This is a genomic window from Pseudomonas sp. MWU12-3103b (assembly GCF_023100615.1).
In the GTDB taxonomy this organism is placed as follows: Bacteria; Pseudomonadota; Gammaproteobacteria; order Pseudomonadales; family Pseudomonadaceae; genus Aquipseudomonas; species Aquipseudomonas putida_A.
On the sequence record NZ_JALMEY010000004.1, the window covers coordinates 127,765 to 143,112 of the forward strand.

At 59.8% G+C, this 15,348-nt stretch carries 16 protein-coding genes; 15 read left to right on the forward strand and 1 reads right to left on the reverse strand.

The window, feature by feature from the left end:
- Positions 1 to 11: 11 nt before the first annotated feature.
- The 15 genes from M0808_RS08615 to M0808_RS08685 all read left to right on the forward strand — a co-directional run bounded on the left by M0808_RS08615 (position 12) and on the right by M0808_RS08685 (position 13,833).
- Positions 12 to 2,372 carry a TonB-dependent receptor gene (locus tag M0808_RS08615; RefSeq protein WP_247840733.1) on the forward strand — a complete coding sequence of 787 codons (2,361 nt, stop codon included), beginning with the start codon at positions 12 to 14 and terminating at the stop codon, positions 2,370 to 2,372.
- A 23-nt stretch (positions 2,373 to 2,395) separates the two neighbouring features.
- Positions 2,396 to 3,739, forward strand: coding sequence for an aryl-sulfate sulfotransferase (locus tag M0808_RS08620; protein WP_247840735.1), 1,344 nt, complete (start codon positions 2,396 to 2,398; stop codon positions 3,737 to 3,739).
- Between the two features lie 189 nt (positions 3,740 to 3,928).
- Entirely contained in the window at positions 3,929 to 4,255 is a 327-nt protein-coding gene (locus M0808_RS08625; RefSeq protein ID WP_098966630.1) for a hypothetical protein, read from the forward strand.
- Between the two features lie 162 nt (positions 4,256 to 4,417).
- Complete coding sequence (locus tag M0808_RS08630; RefSeq protein WP_098966632.1) at positions 4,418 to 4,741, forward strand: hypothetical protein; 324 nt, start codon at positions 4,418 to 4,420, stop codon at positions 4,739 to 4,741.
- Positions 4,742 to 4,791: 50 nt separating this feature from the next.
- Positions 4,792 to 5,127, forward strand: coding sequence for a hypothetical protein (locus M0808_RS08635; RefSeq protein ID WP_247840737.1), 336 nt, complete (start codon positions 4,792 to 4,794; stop codon positions 5,125 to 5,127).
- A gap of 274 nt (positions 5,128 to 5,401) precedes the next feature.
- Positions 5,402 to 6,217, forward strand: coding sequence for an energy transducer TonB (locus M0808_RS08640; RefSeq protein WP_247840739.1), 816 nt, complete (start codon positions 5,402 to 5,404; stop codon positions 6,215 to 6,217).
- 44 nt (positions 6,218 to 6,261) lie between these two features.
- On the forward strand, positions 6,262 to 6,987 hold the full coding sequence (locus M0808_RS08645) for a MotA/TolQ/ExbB proton channel family protein (protein ID WP_027611170.1): 726 nt from the start codon (positions 6,262 to 6,264) through the stop codon (positions 6,985 to 6,987).
- A 1-nt stretch (position 6,988) separates the two neighbouring features.
- Positions 6,989 to 7,390 (forward strand): biopolymer transporter ExbD, encoded by a 402-nt coding sequence (locus M0808_RS08650; protein ID WP_003220570.1) that lies wholly within the window; start codon positions 6,989 to 6,991, stop codon positions 7,388 to 7,390.
- 290 nt (positions 7,391 to 7,680) lie between these two features.
- On the forward strand, positions 7,681 to 8,262 hold the full coding sequence (locus tag M0808_RS08655; protein ID WP_103520458.1) for an alpha/beta hydrolase: 582 nt from the start codon (positions 7,681 to 7,683) through the stop codon (positions 8,260 to 8,262).
- Positions 8,263 to 8,318: 56 nt separating this feature from the next.
- Entirely contained in the window at positions 8,319 to 9,251 is a 933-nt protein-coding gene (locus tag M0808_RS08660) for a sigma 54-interacting transcriptional regulator (protein WP_096797445.1), read from the forward strand.
- A 167-nt stretch (positions 9,252 to 9,418) separates the two neighbouring features.
- Positions 9,419 to 10,216 carry a MetQ/NlpA family ABC transporter substrate-binding protein gene (locus tag M0808_RS08665; RefSeq protein WP_027611172.1) on the forward strand — a complete coding sequence of 266 codons (798 nt, stop codon included), beginning with the start codon at positions 9,419 to 9,421 and terminating at the stop codon, positions 10,214 to 10,216.
- 654 nt (positions 10,217 to 10,870) lie between these two features.
- Entirely contained in the window at positions 10,871 to 11,536 is a 666-nt protein-coding gene (locus tag M0808_RS08670; RefSeq protein ID WP_247840741.1) for an amino acid ABC transporter permease, read from the forward strand.
- Entirely contained in the window at positions 11,517 to 12,176 is a 660-nt protein-coding gene (locus M0808_RS08675) for an amino acid ABC transporter permease (RefSeq protein ID WP_047290785.1), read from the forward strand. The genes M0808_RS08670 and M0808_RS08675 overlap by 20 nt, the downstream gene beginning before the upstream one ends.
- Positions 12,173 to 12,955: an amino acid ABC transporter ATP-binding protein gene (locus tag M0808_RS08680; RefSeq protein WP_247840742.1), complete on the forward strand. Its 783-nt coding sequence runs from the start codon at positions 12,173 to 12,175 to the stop codon at positions 12,953 to 12,955. The genes M0808_RS08675 and M0808_RS08680 overlap by 4 nt, the downstream gene beginning before the upstream one ends.
- Entirely contained in the window at positions 12,952 to 13,833 is an 882-nt protein-coding gene (locus tag M0808_RS08685) for a transporter substrate-binding domain-containing protein (RefSeq protein WP_096797446.1), read from the forward strand. The genes M0808_RS08680 and M0808_RS08685 overlap by 4 nt, the downstream gene beginning before the upstream one ends.
- A gap of 120 nt (positions 13,834 to 13,953) precedes the next feature.
- On the opposite strand, the gene M0808_RS08690 is transcribed toward M0808_RS08685, so the two are convergent.
- Positions 13,954 to 15,150, reverse strand: coding sequence for an AAA family ATPase (locus tag M0808_RS08690; RefSeq protein ID WP_247840744.1), 1,197 nt, complete (start codon positions 15,148 to 15,150; stop codon positions 13,954 to 13,956).
- Positions 15,151 to 15,348: the final 198 nt, after the last annotated feature.

Genomic DNA, 15,348 nt, shown 5'->3' on the forward strand with positions numbered 1-15,348 from the left:
GGAGCCGCGCCATGAGTCCGTTGAACCTTGCGTCACCCTTAACGCCACGACGGCTCAAACGCCTGCCTCTGGCCCTGTTGCTGGCGGGGAGTGCCAGCTGGACTCACAGCTACGCCGCCGACGCCGAAACCGCGCCGCCAGCTCCCGCCGGTAAACCCGCGGCCAACAGCTCGCAGCTGGAAACCGTGACCGTTACCACCCGCCGGCGCGAAGAAAGTTCGCAAGACGTGCCAACGCCGATGAGCGTGGTCAGCGGCCAGACCCTGGAAACCCAGCGGGTCTACCGGATTCAGGATTTGCAGCAACTGGTGCCGAGCGTCAACGTCGCCTACATGCACGCGCGCCAGTCCAGCGTGTCGATTCGTGGCCTGGGCAACAACCCGGCGAGCGACGGCCTGGAAGGCAGCGTCGGTCTGTACATCGATAACGTGTATCTGGGCCGTCCGGGGATGGCGGTGTTCGACCTGATGGACATCGAACAGCTTGAAGTCCTGCGCGGGCCGCAGGGCACGCTGTTCGGCAAGAACACCACCGCCGGGGTGATCAACATCAGCACCCGTGCACCGACGTTCACCCCTGAACGCAGCATCGAAACCTCGTTCGGCGAGGACGGCTACTTCCAGACCAAGGGCACGATTTCCGGGCCGCTCAACGATCAACTGGCCGGACGTTTCTCGGCCTATCGCACCCGCAGCGACGGCGATATAAAGAACGAATACAACGGCCATGACCTGAACGGAGGCTCGCGCGATGGCTTCCGTGCGCAATTGCTGTTCAAGCCCAACGAAGATTTCAATCTGCGCTGGATCGGCGATTACAACGAAGAGGATTCCAGCGCCGGCACCCGCGTGCTGTACAACACCGGGCCGACCATCAATGGCGTCAACCTCTATCAATCGCGGGCCAATGCGGCCGGTGCGACGCTGGTCAACGGCTCGCACCGCAAGGTCAATCTGGACAACGACCAGCACGTCACCGTGCATCAGGGTGGCACGTCGGTGGAGGCCAACTGGACGCTGCCGAGCGATTTCACCCTGACCTCGATCAGCTCCTATCGCTTCTGGAATTTCACCCCGGCCAACGACGACGGTCTCAACGTTGCGGCGACTTACAACGCCGGTGTTTCGGTCGAAGACAAACAGTACTCGCAGGAATTCCGCCTGGCCTCGCCCAAGGGCGAGTTCTTCGATTACGTGGTGGGCGCGTACTACTTCGGCTCGGATCTGGACAACAAATCCTTCGCCTATTACGGCCCGCAGGCCGACATCTGGAACGGCACGCCACGCGGTGCCCTGGCCAACGTCGGCAGCGTCGGCAACGGCCACATCAAGACCGACAGTTTCGCCCTGTTCGCCCAAGGCACCTGGCACCTCACCGAGCGCCTGGACTTCACCGCCGGGGTGCGTGGCACCTATGAAGAGAAGAACGCCTGGGTCACTCGCAATGCTCCGGTCGGTGGCGCCATTGTCACCGGCGCAGCGGCCACGGCACGCCGCGGACGCACTGGCGCCTACGATTCCGGCGATCTCAATCAGTACAGCTCAAGCCCCTCCGGATTGCTCAACCTCAGCTATCGCTTCACCGATGATCTGCTCGGTTACGCCACGCTGTCTCACGGCGAAAAATCCGGTGGGGTGAACCTCGCAGTGGGTTCGGCGCCAACCGCCGGCGCCGACTCGCTGCTGATCGGCACCGAACGCGCGAACAACGCCGAACTCGGTTTCAAAAGCACCTTGTGGGACCGGCGTCTGCAGCTCAACGCCAACGTTTTCTGGACTCAGGTCAACGCCTATCAGACCAACGCCTACGACGACGTCAACCGCGTGCAATACCTGACCAACGCCGGTTCTGTGCGCTCGCGCGGCGTCGAATTCGAGAGCACGGTGATCCCGTTGCGCGGCCTGACCCTGAACTTCAACGGCTCGTACAACGACGTCAGCTACCTCTCGTACAAAGATGCGCCATGCCCGCCGGAAGTCAGCCAGGCACCGGGCGCACCGGCGTCCTGCGACCTCAGCGGGCACCAGGTGGTCGGCGCGTCGAAATGGATCGGCAACGCCAACGGCAAATACGAATGGAGTCTGGCCAACGGTCTGCAACCCTACGTCACCGGCAGCTACGCGTTCCGCTCCAAAGCGGTGGGCACGGTCGAAGATTCCGACTACGGGCAGATCCCGAGCTACGCGGTGGTCAACCTGTCCACCGGTCTGCGCGGCGATTTCAATCAGGGCCAGTGGGACGTTTCGCTGTGGCTGAAAAACGCCTTCGACAAGACCTACTACACGACCCTGTGGACCGGCGGCAACGGCGGTTATGAAGGCCTGCTCGGTACGCCGCGCACCCTCGGCGTTACCGGTCGCTACGACTTCTGATCTGTCATTCAAGGAGCTGCATCATGTTGCCAGGCAAAACCGCTTTAGCGCTGTTGTTATCCGGCGCAGTGTCAAGCACCGGGGCGCTCGCCGCCCCCAGCGTGTACCCGACCGGCGTCACCCGTTATGACCCGGACAAGGCGTTCAACCAGTACGTGATCTTCAGTGGCGCCGACAAGCAGACGCACCTGATCGACATGAACGGCAACGAGGTGAAAACCTGGCCACAGGCGGGTTTCCCATCGGCGATCATCGACCCGCAACTGGTCGGCGGCGAGCGCGGGCATGTGCTGCTGCAACTGAGCGACAAGGATCCGGGCAAGCTCGGCTCCGCCGGTAATGGCCTGGGCAATCAGAGCGTCGGCGAGCTGGACTGGAACGGCAAAGTGGTTTGGCAGTGGGGCGACAAGGCGCCCGGCGGCGCAGCGCAGCAACACCATGATCAGCGGCGCCTGAGCAACGGCAACACCGTGGTGCTGGCGAACAAGGTGCACCAGGTCAAAGGCTTCAAAGTGCCCGAGGTGATCGACGATGCGATCTACGAAGTCAGCCCCGACGGGCAGGTGAAATGGCAGTGGCTGGCCTCGGAACACCTGAACGAATTCGGCTTCACCCCGGAGCAATTGAAACTGGTGCGCGCCAGCGACAACCCGGATTACCTGCACATCAACAACCTCAGCGTGGTCGGGCCGAACAAGTGGTTCGATGCCGGCGACAAACGCTTCAATCCGGACAACCTGTTGCTCGATTCGCGCAACGCCAACTTCATCGCAATCATCGACAAACACAGCGGCAAAGTGGTCTGGCGCCTCGGCCCGAACCTGCCGCTGATCAACCCGAAAACCGCACAGAAACTGCCGCGTCCGGTGGATCAATTTGTCGGCCAGCACGACGCGCACATCATCCCTGTCGGGCTGCCCGGTGCGGGCAACCTGCTGGTGTTCGACAACCAGGGTTCGGCGGGGTATCCGAACGTCACCCTCGGGCTGATTTCCGGATCGCGAGTGCTGGAAATCGACCCGCAGAAAAATGAAATCGTCTGGCAGTACAGCGCGGCGAATTCGAAGCAGCCGGGGTGGGCGTTCTATAGCTCGTTCATCAGCAGCGCGCGACGTTTGCCCAACGGCAATACGCTGATCGACGAAGGCATGAACGGGCGCTTTTTCCAGGTCACGGCCGGCGGCGAAAACGTCTGGGAATACGTCAGTCCTTATCTGGGTAAAGCACCGGGCAGTGACGCGATCAGCAACTGGGTCTATCGCGCGTTGCCTGTGAGTTACGACTGGGTACCGACGGGCACGCCGCGTTCGGAAACAGCCGTGATTGCCCCGACATCGGCGGCGCAGCAGACCAGCGCAAGTCGTTAGTTAAAAAGGAATTAATGCTCGAATGAATCGCGATAAGTTATGTGCGAGATGAATAGTGCTTATTGCAATTTCGTTGAAAAGTCGCGTGGACAATAAGTGAATGGCCAACCATCCTGAGTGTCGTGAGTTTCCAGGAGGGAACTTGCTCTCATCGGAAGACACTTATCCAACGATAAAGGAAATCACGTTATGTCGAGCATTAATGGAACTTATGTAAACGCTAACGCTGGCGCCAAACTGACGATTACCGATGGCAACGACTCCAACGGCACCTTCAGCGGCAAGTTGAACCAGAACGGCGTGAACTACGACATCACCTACGGGCACTACCATTTCCAGAACAGCACCGGGCAGCCTACGATCATCACCTTCGCGGCTCTGAATGACGGCACGGGTTATCAATCCTGGGCGCTGTTCTCGCCGGATCACAACTATTCGAAAGTTCGTGCTGCGGGTTCGCGCACCAACTTTGATGGTGATGTTGTTAATCTGGCTGGAGAGTTTGTTAAACAGTAATTTTGTGTCACAAAAAAGCCGTCATGCTATTGAGCCTGGCGGCTTTTTTCTTACATGAAATAAGTCATTTTCATGTTGGTTGTGCTTCCTGTGGATGACAGCTTTTGCTGGCGTCTGATTCTAAGCTCGCGGTGAACTCAATCATTCGAGCAGGACGCTTACATGCAAAACGCGCTTTATTCCAACACCCTCGATGGGCCCTCTCTGACCATTGTCGATTCCGATGACCGCACCGGGGTCTTCGCCGGCACGTTGCATTACCAAGGCATCAACTACGGCATCGTCAATGGCCGTTATGCCAGCCTCAACGGCTACCAGCCGCCAACCGTGGTCACGCTGATTGCCAATAACCAGGATCACGGTTATTTCGCCCTGACCCTGTTCTCGCCAAGTCGCGGCACTCATGAATTGCAGGGGCACTGCGTGCGCGTTACTTATGACGGCGTGGTCAGCAGCCTGCCGGGCGACTTCGTTCGCCACGCATGAGGCGCAGCCAGCGCCAGATTTCTTCTCAAACACAAGCAAGGATGCTGCACATGTCCACGATCAATGGCGTTTATCGTCATGAACCTTCAGATACAACCTTGACCCTGACCGAGGGCGATGACCGCACCGGCAGTTTCACCGGCACGTTGTCCGTGTCCGGCACCGATTACCCGATCGCATTTGGCAATTTTCATTTCAGGCATGGCTTTTCAACAGGCCCGGTCGCTATCTCTTTCAATAAGCTGACGGCCGATGGCACGGCGCAAGCCTGGGTGATGTTCTCGCCCGATCAGGCCTACACACGCTTGCGGGCAATGGGCAGCGCGGCGGACTTGATGGGCAACACCGGGTTGAATGGCCTGGAATTCATCCGGAAAAACCGCTGAAGAAGCGCGAAATGAGCGGGTTTCGCATGCCTTCGCCGAATATTTTTCATGCTTGAAAAGCATTGTAAATTCAGCCCTCGGCGCCAGGCCTTGCAGGCCGTGGCTTCGCGACAATCTGCGAAAACTGATATTCGTAAAAAATCTAAACACATCGATAAAAGTTACTTTCGGAGATAAGCGATTGCTCCAATGATTCACCCAACGACCGGTCGCCCGGGGGATGTTTGCGGCGACCGGTCGGGTACTTCGCAAAGAGACCGCAGGGAGTGAATCAATGGGCAATGTCCAGACCGCCGCCAGCGCACAGGAATTGCTGTGGCGTCAGACGCCGAGTGGCGAATTGGTCGATCTCGGCCGGCCGCATCGTGTGCCGCTGGGGCAGTTGCGTTTGCAGCGTGCGCCCAAGGGCATTCTGAGCCGCCGTGAAATCATTCTGCTCGGCGTGCTGGCGCTGCTGGTGCACGGTGCGGTGATCTACTGGATCAACCAGCATCCGACGCCGGCGTTGCCGATCGTGCCGCCGGAAATTCCGCCGATGACCATCGAGTTTTCGCGGCCGGCGCCACCCGCGCCACCAGTGGTCGAACCGCCGCCACCGGCACCGGTCGTTGAGCCACCGCCGCCGGTTGAAGACGAGTTGGCGGTGAAGCCTCCGCCACCCAAACCGATTCCCAAACCCAAGCCGAAACCGGTGGCCAAACCGGTGCCGAAACCGGCACCCAAAGCAGTTGAACAACCGCCCGCGCCGCCGCAACCGGCCGCTCCGGTTGCCGCCCCGGCACCGCCCGCCCCACCGGCTCCCGCGCCAGTGACACCGGCCTCGGCCAACGCCGCGTATTTGAAGAACCCGGCGCCGGAATATCCATCGCTGGCCCAGCGTCGCGGCTGGGAAGGCACGGTGATGCTAAGGGTGCACGTGTTGGCCAATGGCAAGCCCGGTGAAATTCAGATTCAGAAAAGCAGCGGTCGGCAACAGCTCGACGATGCGGCACTCAATGCCGTCAAACAGTGGAGCTTCGTGCCGGCCAAGCAGGGTGATGTCGCCCAGGACGGCTGGGTCAGCGTGCCCATCGATTTCAAGATTCATTAAACCGAAACCTATTCGCGCTAAATGTTTACACGAGGGAATACATCATGACGTTACTGGCCTCTCCACTGGAATCCATCGAAAGCGCGGTGATCTGGCTGCTGGTGGTTTTTTCCGTTGCCACCTGGGGACTGGCGCTGCTCAAGGCTGTGCAGTTCGGTCGTCTGAAGGCGCAGGATCGCAAGTTTCATAAACGCTTCTGGGCAGCGTCGAGTCTGGATTCCGCCGCTGAGTTGAGCGAAACCCAACCTGGCGCTGCGGCCCGGGTGGCACAGGCCGGTTACGCGGCGATTCAGGTGGGTGAGGCGCCGCAGGCCAATGACCTGAGTCAGGCGATCAATCATCAGGATCGCCTCGAGCGTGCCCTGCGTCAGCAGATCGTCCGTGAACGCCGTTCGCTGGAAACCGGTCTGGCAGTGGTCGCAAGTATTGGCAGCACCTCGCCGTTCATTGGTCTGTTCGGCACGGTGTGGGGAATCATGGAGGCGTTGAAAGGCATCAGCGCGGCAGGCTCGGCGAGCCTGGAAACGGTCGCCGGTCCAATCGGTGCGGCACTGGTCGCCACCGGTGTGGGGATCGCCGTCGCGGTACCGGCGGTGCTGGTTTACAACTACTTTTTGCGTCGTCTGAAACTGACGGCGGCGGACCTGGATGACTTCGCCCACGACTTCTACAGCCTGGCGCAGAAGAGCTCGTTTCGCGTGCTGATCCACCCGACGGCGCACAAGGTCGCGGCACCGGGCAACGCGACAAAAGTGAAGGAGGCGTCCTGACATGGCCTTCTCCACACAAGACAGCGACGAGGTGCTGAGCGAGATCAACGTGACACCGCTGGTGGACGTGATGCTGGTGCTGCTGGTGGTGTTTATCGTCACCGCGCCGCTGCTGACCAACGCGATCCCGATCAACCTGCCAAAGACCGAAGCGGTAGCACCGGTCGAGCAGAAAGATCCGCTGGTGGTGAGCATCGACGGCGCCGGCAAACTGTTTATCAACAAGGATGAAATCCAGCCGGACTTGCTGGAATTCAACCTCAAGTCGGCCAAGGCCAAGGACCCGGAAGTGCGCGTGCAATTGCAGGCCGACGACGGGGTGAACTACGGCGAAGTGGCGCGGGCCATGGCTTCGATCGAGCGGGCAGGGATTACCAAATTGTCGGTGATCACCGCGCGGTAACAGGATTTACGTTTTTCCGGGGCCGTCTCCTTGGCAGGGTGCGGCCCTTTTTTTATCCCGCAAAACAAGCCACCCCACCGACCTATTGTGGGAGCGGGCTTGCTCGCGAATGCGGTGGCTCAGCCAACATCTATGTCGATGCAGCTGAAGCTTTCGCGAGCAAGCCCGCTCCCACAGGTGTATCTCTAATATTCTTTTCGGGTCTTAATAAATAGCTTCTTATTCCTTAACGAATATAAATCCCGTCCCTATACTCGATCAGGAACAGACACGACGCAGGAGAGCTCCCCATGCGCAACGAATCAATCCGCTACCTGATTGTGCCGGGCTGGCAAGGATCGCCAGAAGATCATTGGCAAACCCACTGGCAGAACAGTCTGCCCAACAGCGCACGCGTGGAGCAGGCCGACTGGCTGACCCCGCGCCGTGAAGACTGGGTTGCGGCGCTGGCCGAAGCGATTGCCGCCGACAGCACACCGGTGATCCTGATTGCTCACAGTCTGGGTTGCGTCACCGTTGCGCATTGGGCTGCCACCGCGCCCGTGCAATACCTGCGTCAGGTGCGCGGCGCGTTGCTGGTCGCACCGGCCGATGTCGAGCGTCCGGCCTGCGCGCCTGCGTTGCGCAATTTCGCGCCGATCCCGACCGATCTGTTGCCGTTCCCCAGCCAGGTGGTCAGTTCCGACAACGACGCCGCCGTCAGCGCTCCGCGCGCTCTTGAGCTGGCGCGCAACTGGGGCGCCGAGGCGGGAATTCTTGCCGGGGCGGGGCACATCAACGTCAAGTCCGGGCATCAGCGCTGGGAGCAGGGTTTCGCTTATCTGTATCGCCTGCAAAACCGCATGGAACACCACGCCCGGCGTCGCGCTTGAACCTTTTTCTTTTCTGAACGCCCCCGTCTGCCGGCGGTTCTGGGCGGGAGTCTGCCATGAGTTTCGAAACGTTCGGTCAGCCGTTGCTGACCTTTCCCGATGCGGAAAAAAGTCCCCTGAGCATTCGCGCCAAGGCGCTGGTGTTCGTCGATCCCCGTTCCCGCAAGTTGCGTGAGGAGCTGGAGCACCTGGCGCCGCGTGCCATCTCGGTATTGATCCGTGGCGAGACCGGTACCGGTAAAGAGTTGCTCGCCCGTCACATTCACCGAGCCAGTGATCGCAGCGGTCTGTTCGTCTCGGTCAACTGCGGTGCGATCAGCCCGACCTACGCCGATGCCGAGCTGTTCGGTTATGCCGCCGGCAGTTACACCGGTTCGGCGAGCAGTCGCGCCGGCTGGTTCGGTTCGGCCAACGGCGGCACTTTGTATCTGGACGAAATCGGCGATCTGCCGTTGCCGATCCAGATCAAACTGCTCGCCGCCCTGGAAAATCATGAAGTCACCCGCGTCGGCGCACATCAGCCAAGCCCGGTGGATGTGCGGCTGGTAGCGGCAACCAGCATCGATCTGGCGCAAGCGGTGGACGCGGGGAAATTTCACGAACGGCTCTACCACTACCTCAGCGAAGGTCAGCTGGAATTGCCGGCGCTGCGCGAGCGGATTGGCGACATCTTGTCGCTGGCGGAGTATTTCCTCGGCATCTACAGCCAGCGCCTGGATCTGCCGGTGCCGTTGATCAGCGAAGCGGCGCAACACCTGTTGGAGCGCCACAGCTGGCCGGGCAACACCCGCGAGCTGGAAAACGTCATTCACTTTGCGCTGTTGGTCAGCACTGGCGACGAAATCCTGCCGGAGCACCTGAACCTGCCCGAGGTGTCTGGGCCGCAGCTTCAGATCGAACGACTGGTAGCACAAATCAATATCGGTGGTAGCGTCGACGAACGTAAGGCTTTGAAAGATCTGCTGATTGGTTTGAGCCAGCAGTTGTAGCCGTTCGGTTCTGTATGAACGAAATGGAATATCAAAGTGAATAAACGTTATTGTCCGGGAATAAAAAATCCCGGTATTGTCCGCATCACGCCAGAGATAGCACTTCACTGGCACTCGTATTAATAGCCGTCGCCATTCGCGACCGTGATTCTCGATAAGGACACTGCATGAAAAAGGTTCTGTTGTTTACCGCATTGGCGGCTGCTCTGACTGCTTCCCTGGCCCAGGCCGGCGAGAAACTGGTGGTGGCGGCGACTCCGGTGCCGCACGCGGAAATTCTCGAGCTGATCAAACCGACCCTGGCCAAAGAAGGCGTGGATCTGGAAATCAAAGTCTTCACCGACTACGTGCAGCCGAACGTGCAGGTTGGCGAGAAGCGTCTGGATGCCAACTACTTCCAGACCAAGCCTTACCTGGACAGCTTCAACGCCGGCAAATACAAGGACGACAAGTCCAAGTACCTGGTGACCGTGCAAGGCGTGCACGTTGAACCGTTCGGTGGCTACTCGAGCAAGTACAAGAAACTGGCTGATCTGCCAGACGGCGCGACCATCGCCATCCCGAACGAAGGCAGCAACAGCGGCCGTGCGCTGATCCTGCTGCAGAAGGCTGGCCTGATCGAACTGAAAGATCCGAAAAACGCCTTGGCGACCCCTAAGGACATCGCCAAGAACCCGCACAACTTCAAGTTCAAGGAACTGGAATCGGCCCTTCTGCCACGCGTCCTGAAGGAAGTTGATCTGGACATGATCAACACCAACTACGCGCTGGAAGCCAAGCTGAACCCGACCAAGGATGCGCTGGTGATCGAAGGCGCTGACTCGCCTTACGTGAACTTCCTGGTGGCCCGTGAGGACAACAAGAACAGCGACGCCATCAAGAAACTGGCCGCTGCCCTGACCAGCCCTGAAGTCAAAGCGTTCATCGAGAAGAAGTACAACGGCGCGGTACTGCCGGCGTTCTGATTCGCCGCTTGAACCACCCCTTCAAGGTATGAAAACGCCGATGGCCAGTGATGGTCATCGGCGTTTTTGTGCCTGCGTTGAAAAGCCCCTCACCCTAGCCCTCTCCCAAAGGAAGAGGGGACTGATTGGGGGATGCTGTAGAAGTACACCGACGTGAAAGTTTTCTGCCGAATCCATAATCGACTCGATCTTTCAGGTCGATGTTAATCGCCAGACACTGCGGTCGGCCCCCTCTCCCTCGGGGAGAGGGCTGGGGGTGAGGGTGCTGTTGATCCTGACCTCAGGTTACCTGAGCCTTCAACGCCCGGCGCAACGCCACGAGCAATTTCACGATGTCCTGCGGATCCAGTCGCTGCGGCACTTTTACGTCCATGTTGTCTTCCTTGTAATGGTTTGGCCGGGGGAGTCTGGCCAAAAGCTGTTCGTCCTTGGAGGGCTTTCGTGCAAAAAAGATCCTTCCTACAGCGCAAGGGAAAATAGCCTTCTTATTCCTTCCCGGCAAACCCACAGGATAGTTTTTTGCGTGATATCAATATGCTTTAACGGTATTTAAATTCTTGTTTTTATACCTATAAAGTCAGCGCCTGCCGGACAGTTACCCGCTGTCCATGGACTGCATGACCGTCGCTTACCGAGCGACGTCCAGGATGCTTCATGACTTTCGATTACGCATTTATCCTCAGTACCCTGCCGGCCTTTCTCAAGGCTGTGGGCGTGACGCTGCAAGTCGGGTTCATCGCCATTGGCACGTCGCTGCTGGTGGCGCTGCTCAACGCGACGATCCTGGTGTTCCGCACACCGTACCTGCAAAAACTGGTGGGCCTTTATGTGGAACTGGCGCGCAACACGCCGCTGCTGATTCAACTGTTCTTCGTCTACTTCGCCTTGCCGGCGCTGGGGATCAAGGTTTCCGGGTTCACCGCGGCAATCATCACCATGACTTTCCTTGGCGGTGCCTACCTCACCGAAGTACTGCGCGCCGGCGTCGATGCGGTGCCGCAGGCGCAACTCGAATCGGGCCGCTCCATTGGTCTGTCCCACGGTCAGTTGCTGCGCTACGTGATCCTGCCGCAAGCGGGGATTCTCAGCCTGCCGTCGCTGTTCGCCAATTTCGTTTTCCTGCTCAAGGAAACCACCGTGGTCTCGGCGGTGGCCGTGCCGGAAATCCTCTACACCACCAAGAGCTACATCGCGCTCTATTACAAAACCTACGAAATGCTCGCCGTGCTGACGCTGATCTGCGTGCTGTTGTTCTTGCCGCTGTCGCTGTTGCTCAGCCGTCTGGAAAGGAGGCTCCAGCATGGCCAGTTCGGGTCTTGAACTGCTCTGGGTGTCGTTGCCACAACTGGCAAAAGGCGCCGGGCAAACCCTGTCGATCTCGTTCCTGAGCATCGCTATCAGCACCGTTGGCGGGGTGCTCTACGGCGTGTTGCGCACGCTCAACGTGACATGGCTGAACGCAATTTTGCGGGTGTATCTGGAGCTGTTCCGGGCGATTCCGGTGCTGGTCTGGTTGTATCTGTTGTTCTTCGGGCTGCCGATTTTCTTCGGCCTGAGCCTGCCGAGTTTCTGGTGTGCGGTGCTGGTGCTGTCGTTGTGGGGCGCCAGCGAGGTTGGCGAGGTGGCGCGCGGTGCGCTGCACTCGTTGCCGCGCGGGCAGCGTGAAGCGGGCCTGTCGATTGGCCTGAACGCCGCGCAACTCTACGGCTACGTGTTGCTGCCGCAAGCGCTGAAACGCATGACGCCGCCGACCATCAACGTCTACACGCGAATCATCAAGACCAGCTCGCTGGCGGTGCTGATTGGCGTGGTCGATGTGATCAAGGTCGGCCAACAGATCATCGAGCGCACTTACGAATCGGTACTGATCTACGGCGCGCTGTTTCTGTTTTTCTTTTTCATCTGCTACCCGCTCTCGGCCGCCTCGCGCGTGCTGGAGCGGCGCTGGACGCAAGCATGAGCGCATTGATCGAGTTTCAGGGGTTCAACAAATTCTATGGCGAGCAGCAGGTGCTCAAGGGCATCGACCTGCAAGTGCGCAGCGGCGAAGTGATCGTCATCCTCGGCCCCAGCGGTTGTGGCAAAAGCACGTTGCTGCGTTGCCTCAACGGCCTGGAAAGCGCACACAGCGGCAGCCTCAAATTTGCCGGGCGCGGGCTGCTGGACAAGGCCACCGACTGGCGCGAAGTGCGCCAGCAGATCGGCATGGTGTTCCAGAGTTATCACCTGTTCCCGCACATGAGCGTGCTCGACAATTTGCTGCTCGGCCCGCTCAAGGTGCAAAAGCGCCAGCGCCGTGAAGCGCAGCAGCAGGCCGAAGCCTTGCTCGAGCGGGTGGGCCTGGCGGACAAGCGCGATGCGTTTCCACGCCAGCTCTCCGGCGGTCAGCAGCAACGCATCGCCATCGTCCGCTCGTTGTGCATGAACCCACGGGTCATGCTCTTTGATGAAGTCACCGCCGCCCTTGATCCGGAGATGGTCAAGGAAGTGCTGCAAGTGATTCAGGGCCTGGCCCGCGAGGGCATGACCCTGCTGATCGTCACCCATGAAATGGCCTTCGCCCGCGCGGTGGCCGACCGCATCGTGTTCATGGATGCCGGGCGCATCCTTGAGCAGAACCCGCCCGAGATTTTCTTTACGAACCCGCAAACCGCACGCGCGCAGCAGTTTCTGGAGAAGTTCTCCTTCGTTGCAACACTGCCTGAAACGAATCCGACAAAGGAACTGGAACCGCTATGAAAACTGCCAAGTCATCCCTGTTTTTACTGCCGCTGCTGGGGCTCGCGCTGCTCGCCGGCTGCAACAAATCCGAAGAACCGGCCAAGCCGAAAGTCGCCAGCGAAAGCACCGCGCCAGCCGGTTACCTGGACAAGATCAAGGCCCGCGACAAACTGATCGTCGGTGTATTCACCGACAAGCCACCGTTCGGTTTCGTCGATGAAGCCGGGCGCTACGTCGGCTTCGACACCGATATCGGTCGGCGTTTCGCCAAGGATCTGCTGGGCGACGAGAACAAGGTCGAGTTCGTGGCCGTGGAACCGGCGAGCCGCATTCCGTTCCTGCAGAGCGACAAGGTCGACCTGATCCTCGCCAACATGACCGTGACCCCGGAGCGCAAGGAGGCGGTGGAATTCACCAACCCGAACCTCAAGGTCGCGGTGCAGGCGCTGGTGCCGCAAAGCAGCGCGGTAAAAAATCTGGATGACCTGGCCACTCGCACCACCATCGTTACCACCGGTACCACCGCCGACATCTGGCTGACCAAGAATCATCCGGACTGGAAACTGCTGAAGTTCGAGAAAAATTCCGAGTCGTTGCAAGCCTTGGCCAACGGTCGCGGCGATGCCTACGCGCAGGACAATCTGGTGCTGTTCAGCTGGGCCAAGCAGAACCCGGGCTACCGCGTGCTGGACGAAAAACTCGGCGCCGAAGCACCGATTGCCCCGGCAGTGAAGAAGGGCAACGTCGAGCTGCGTGACTGGGTGAATACCGAGCTGGCCAAGTTGGGTGAGGAGAAATATCTGCTCAAGCTGTATGACCAATATGTGCGTAAAGAACTGAGCGATGACACCCAGCCTGAGAGTGTGATTGTCGAGGGTGGCAAGTGGCAGGGGTGATTGGCCGTTAAATCTGCGCTGACCTGAAGGTCCTCTTCGCGAGCAGGCTCGCTCCCACAGGGGTACGCATTCCAACTGTGGGAGCGAGCCTGCTCGCGAAAGCGCTCGCTCAGGTGCCGCTCAATCCGGCCAGTTCCACGCCGGCTCATCCAGCACCCGCTGGCCAACAATTCCGGTCTGCCCCAGCGTCTTCTCCAGCACGATGCAGTTGCATTCGGAATCTTCCTGCAACGCCGAAATCAACCGTCGCGCATGCGACACCACCCACACCTGACACGCCTGCGAAGCGCGAATGATCAAGCGCGCCAGCGCCGGCAACAGATCCGGATGCAGACTGGTTTCCGGTTCGTTGAGCACCATCAATGACGGCGGGCGTGGCGTCAGCAGCGCGGCGATCAGCAACAGATAACGCAGGGTGCCGTCCGACAGCTCCGCCGCCGACAGTGGCCGCAGCAACCCCTCCTGAAAGAACTCGATGGCAAAGCGTCCGCCGGCCAGCGGTGCGATGTTCAGTCTTGCGCCGGGAAACGCGTCGCTGATCGCCGCCTGCAACGCCTCGGGGTCGCCGATTTCATTGATGGTCTGCAGGGCTGCGGCGAGGTCGCGACCGTCGTGGTGCAGCACCGGCGTGCGCGTACCCAGTTGCGGTTGGCGCACCGGGGCGTCGGCGTCGCTGCGAAAGTGATCGTAGAAGCGCCAGCGGCGAATGAACTCGCGCATCTGGAACACTTCCGGCGAACTGCGCAGGCTGCCGATCTGATCGAACAGACTGTCGAAATTCGGCGTGTGCTGTGCCAGCACGTCCCAGCTGCGGCCTTCGCGGGCGCGAATCATCGGGCCGTTGCGATCCACCAGCAGGCTGGCCGGGCGATAGAGCGGCCCGGCCCAGATGCATTCGCGCTTGATCTGCGGATCGAGACTGAAGCGCGAGGGGCTGGGATGAGTATCCCCCGGCAGCATGAAATGTCCGTTGGAGTCGGGCAATCCGAGGCTGATGGAGTAGCTGAAATCCTCGCCGGCAAACCCCAGGCGCAGACGTTTGACGCCCTGACGCACCGTCGGCTCGATCGCCACTTCGCCGTTGCGCATGCGCCGACTGATGGTTTCCGGCCCGGCCCAGAACGTCGAATCCAGCCCGCCCTCGCGGGCCAGTGCATTGACCACGCCGCCCTGGGCGGTCTCCGCCAGCAGGCGCAAGGCCCGATAGAGATTGGACTTGCCACTGCCGTTGGGGCCGGTGATCAGGTTCAGCCGGCCCAGCGGAATCACCAGTTTGTTGATCGAGCGGTAATTGGCCACCGCGAGGGTCTTGAGCATGAAAATCCTTCTCTTGAGGCGACCATTGTAGGAGCTGCCGAAGGCTGCGATTTTTTGATCTTGCTTTTGTAAAGTCAAAAGATCGCAGCCTGCGGCAGCTCCTACAGGGGAAATATAGAGATCACGCAGGCGAACGTTGAACCCTGTTCTAAGCTCACAGTCGTATCGTCACTTGCACGTTCGTACACAGGAAGGAGT

Coding starts and splice junctions, on each gene's coding strand:
- M0808_RS08660 (WP_096797445.1), top strand. CDS start 8,319: ATGAGTTTCGAAACGTTCGGTCAGCCGTTGCTGACCTTTCCCGATGCG.
- M0808_RS08675 (WP_047290785.1), top strand. CDS start 11,517: ATGGCCAGTTCGGGTCTTGAACTGCTCTGGGTGTCGTTGCCACAACTG.
- M0808_RS08690 (WP_247840744.1), bottom strand. CDS start 15,150: ATGCTCAAGACCCTCGCGGTGGCCAATTACCGCTCGATCAACAAACTG.
- M0808_RS08620 (WP_247840735.1), top strand. CDS start 2,396: ATGTTGCCAGGCAAAACCGCTTTAGCGCTGTTGTTATCCGGCGCAGTG.
- M0808_RS08650 (WP_003220570.1), top strand. CDS start 6,989: ATGGCCTTCTCCACACAAGACAGCGACGAGGTGCTGAGCGAGATCAAC.
- M0808_RS08655 (WP_103520458.1), top strand. CDS start 7,681: ATGCGCAACGAATCAATCCGCTACCTGATTGTGCCGGGCTGGCAAGGA.
- M0808_RS08635 (WP_247840737.1), top strand. CDS start 4,792: ATGTCCACGATCAATGGCGTTTATCGTCATGAACCTTCAGATACAACC.
- M0808_RS08630 (WP_098966632.1), top strand. CDS start 4,418: ATGCAAAACGCGCTTTATTCCAACACCCTCGATGGGCCCTCTCTGACC.
- M0808_RS08665 (WP_027611172.1), top strand. CDS start 9,419: ATGAAAAAGGTTCTGTTGTTTACCGCATTGGCGGCTGCTCTGACTGCT.
- M0808_RS08680 (WP_247840742.1), top strand. CDS start 12,173: ATGAGCGCATTGATCGAGTTTCAGGGGTTCAACAAATTCTATGGCGAG.
- M0808_RS08645 (WP_027611170.1), top strand. CDS start 6,262: ATGACGTTACTGGCCTCTCCACTGGAATCCATCGAAAGCGCGGTGATC.
- M0808_RS08625 (WP_098966630.1), top strand. CDS start 3,929: ATGTCGAGCATTAATGGAACTTATGTAAACGCTAACGCTGGCGCCAAA.
- M0808_RS08670 (WP_247840741.1), top strand. CDS start 10,871: ATGACTTTCGATTACGCATTTATCCTCAGTACCCTGCCGGCCTTTCTC.
- M0808_RS08685 (WP_096797446.1), top strand. CDS start 12,952: ATGAAAACTGCCAAGTCATCCCTGTTTTTACTGCCGCTGCTGGGGCTC.
- M0808_RS08640 (WP_247840739.1), top strand. CDS start 5,402: ATGGGCAATGTCCAGACCGCCGCCAGCGCACAGGAATTGCTGTGGCGT.
- M0808_RS08615 (WP_247840733.1), top strand. CDS start 12: ATGAGTCCGTTGAACCTTGCGTCACCCTTAACGCCACGACGGCTCAAA.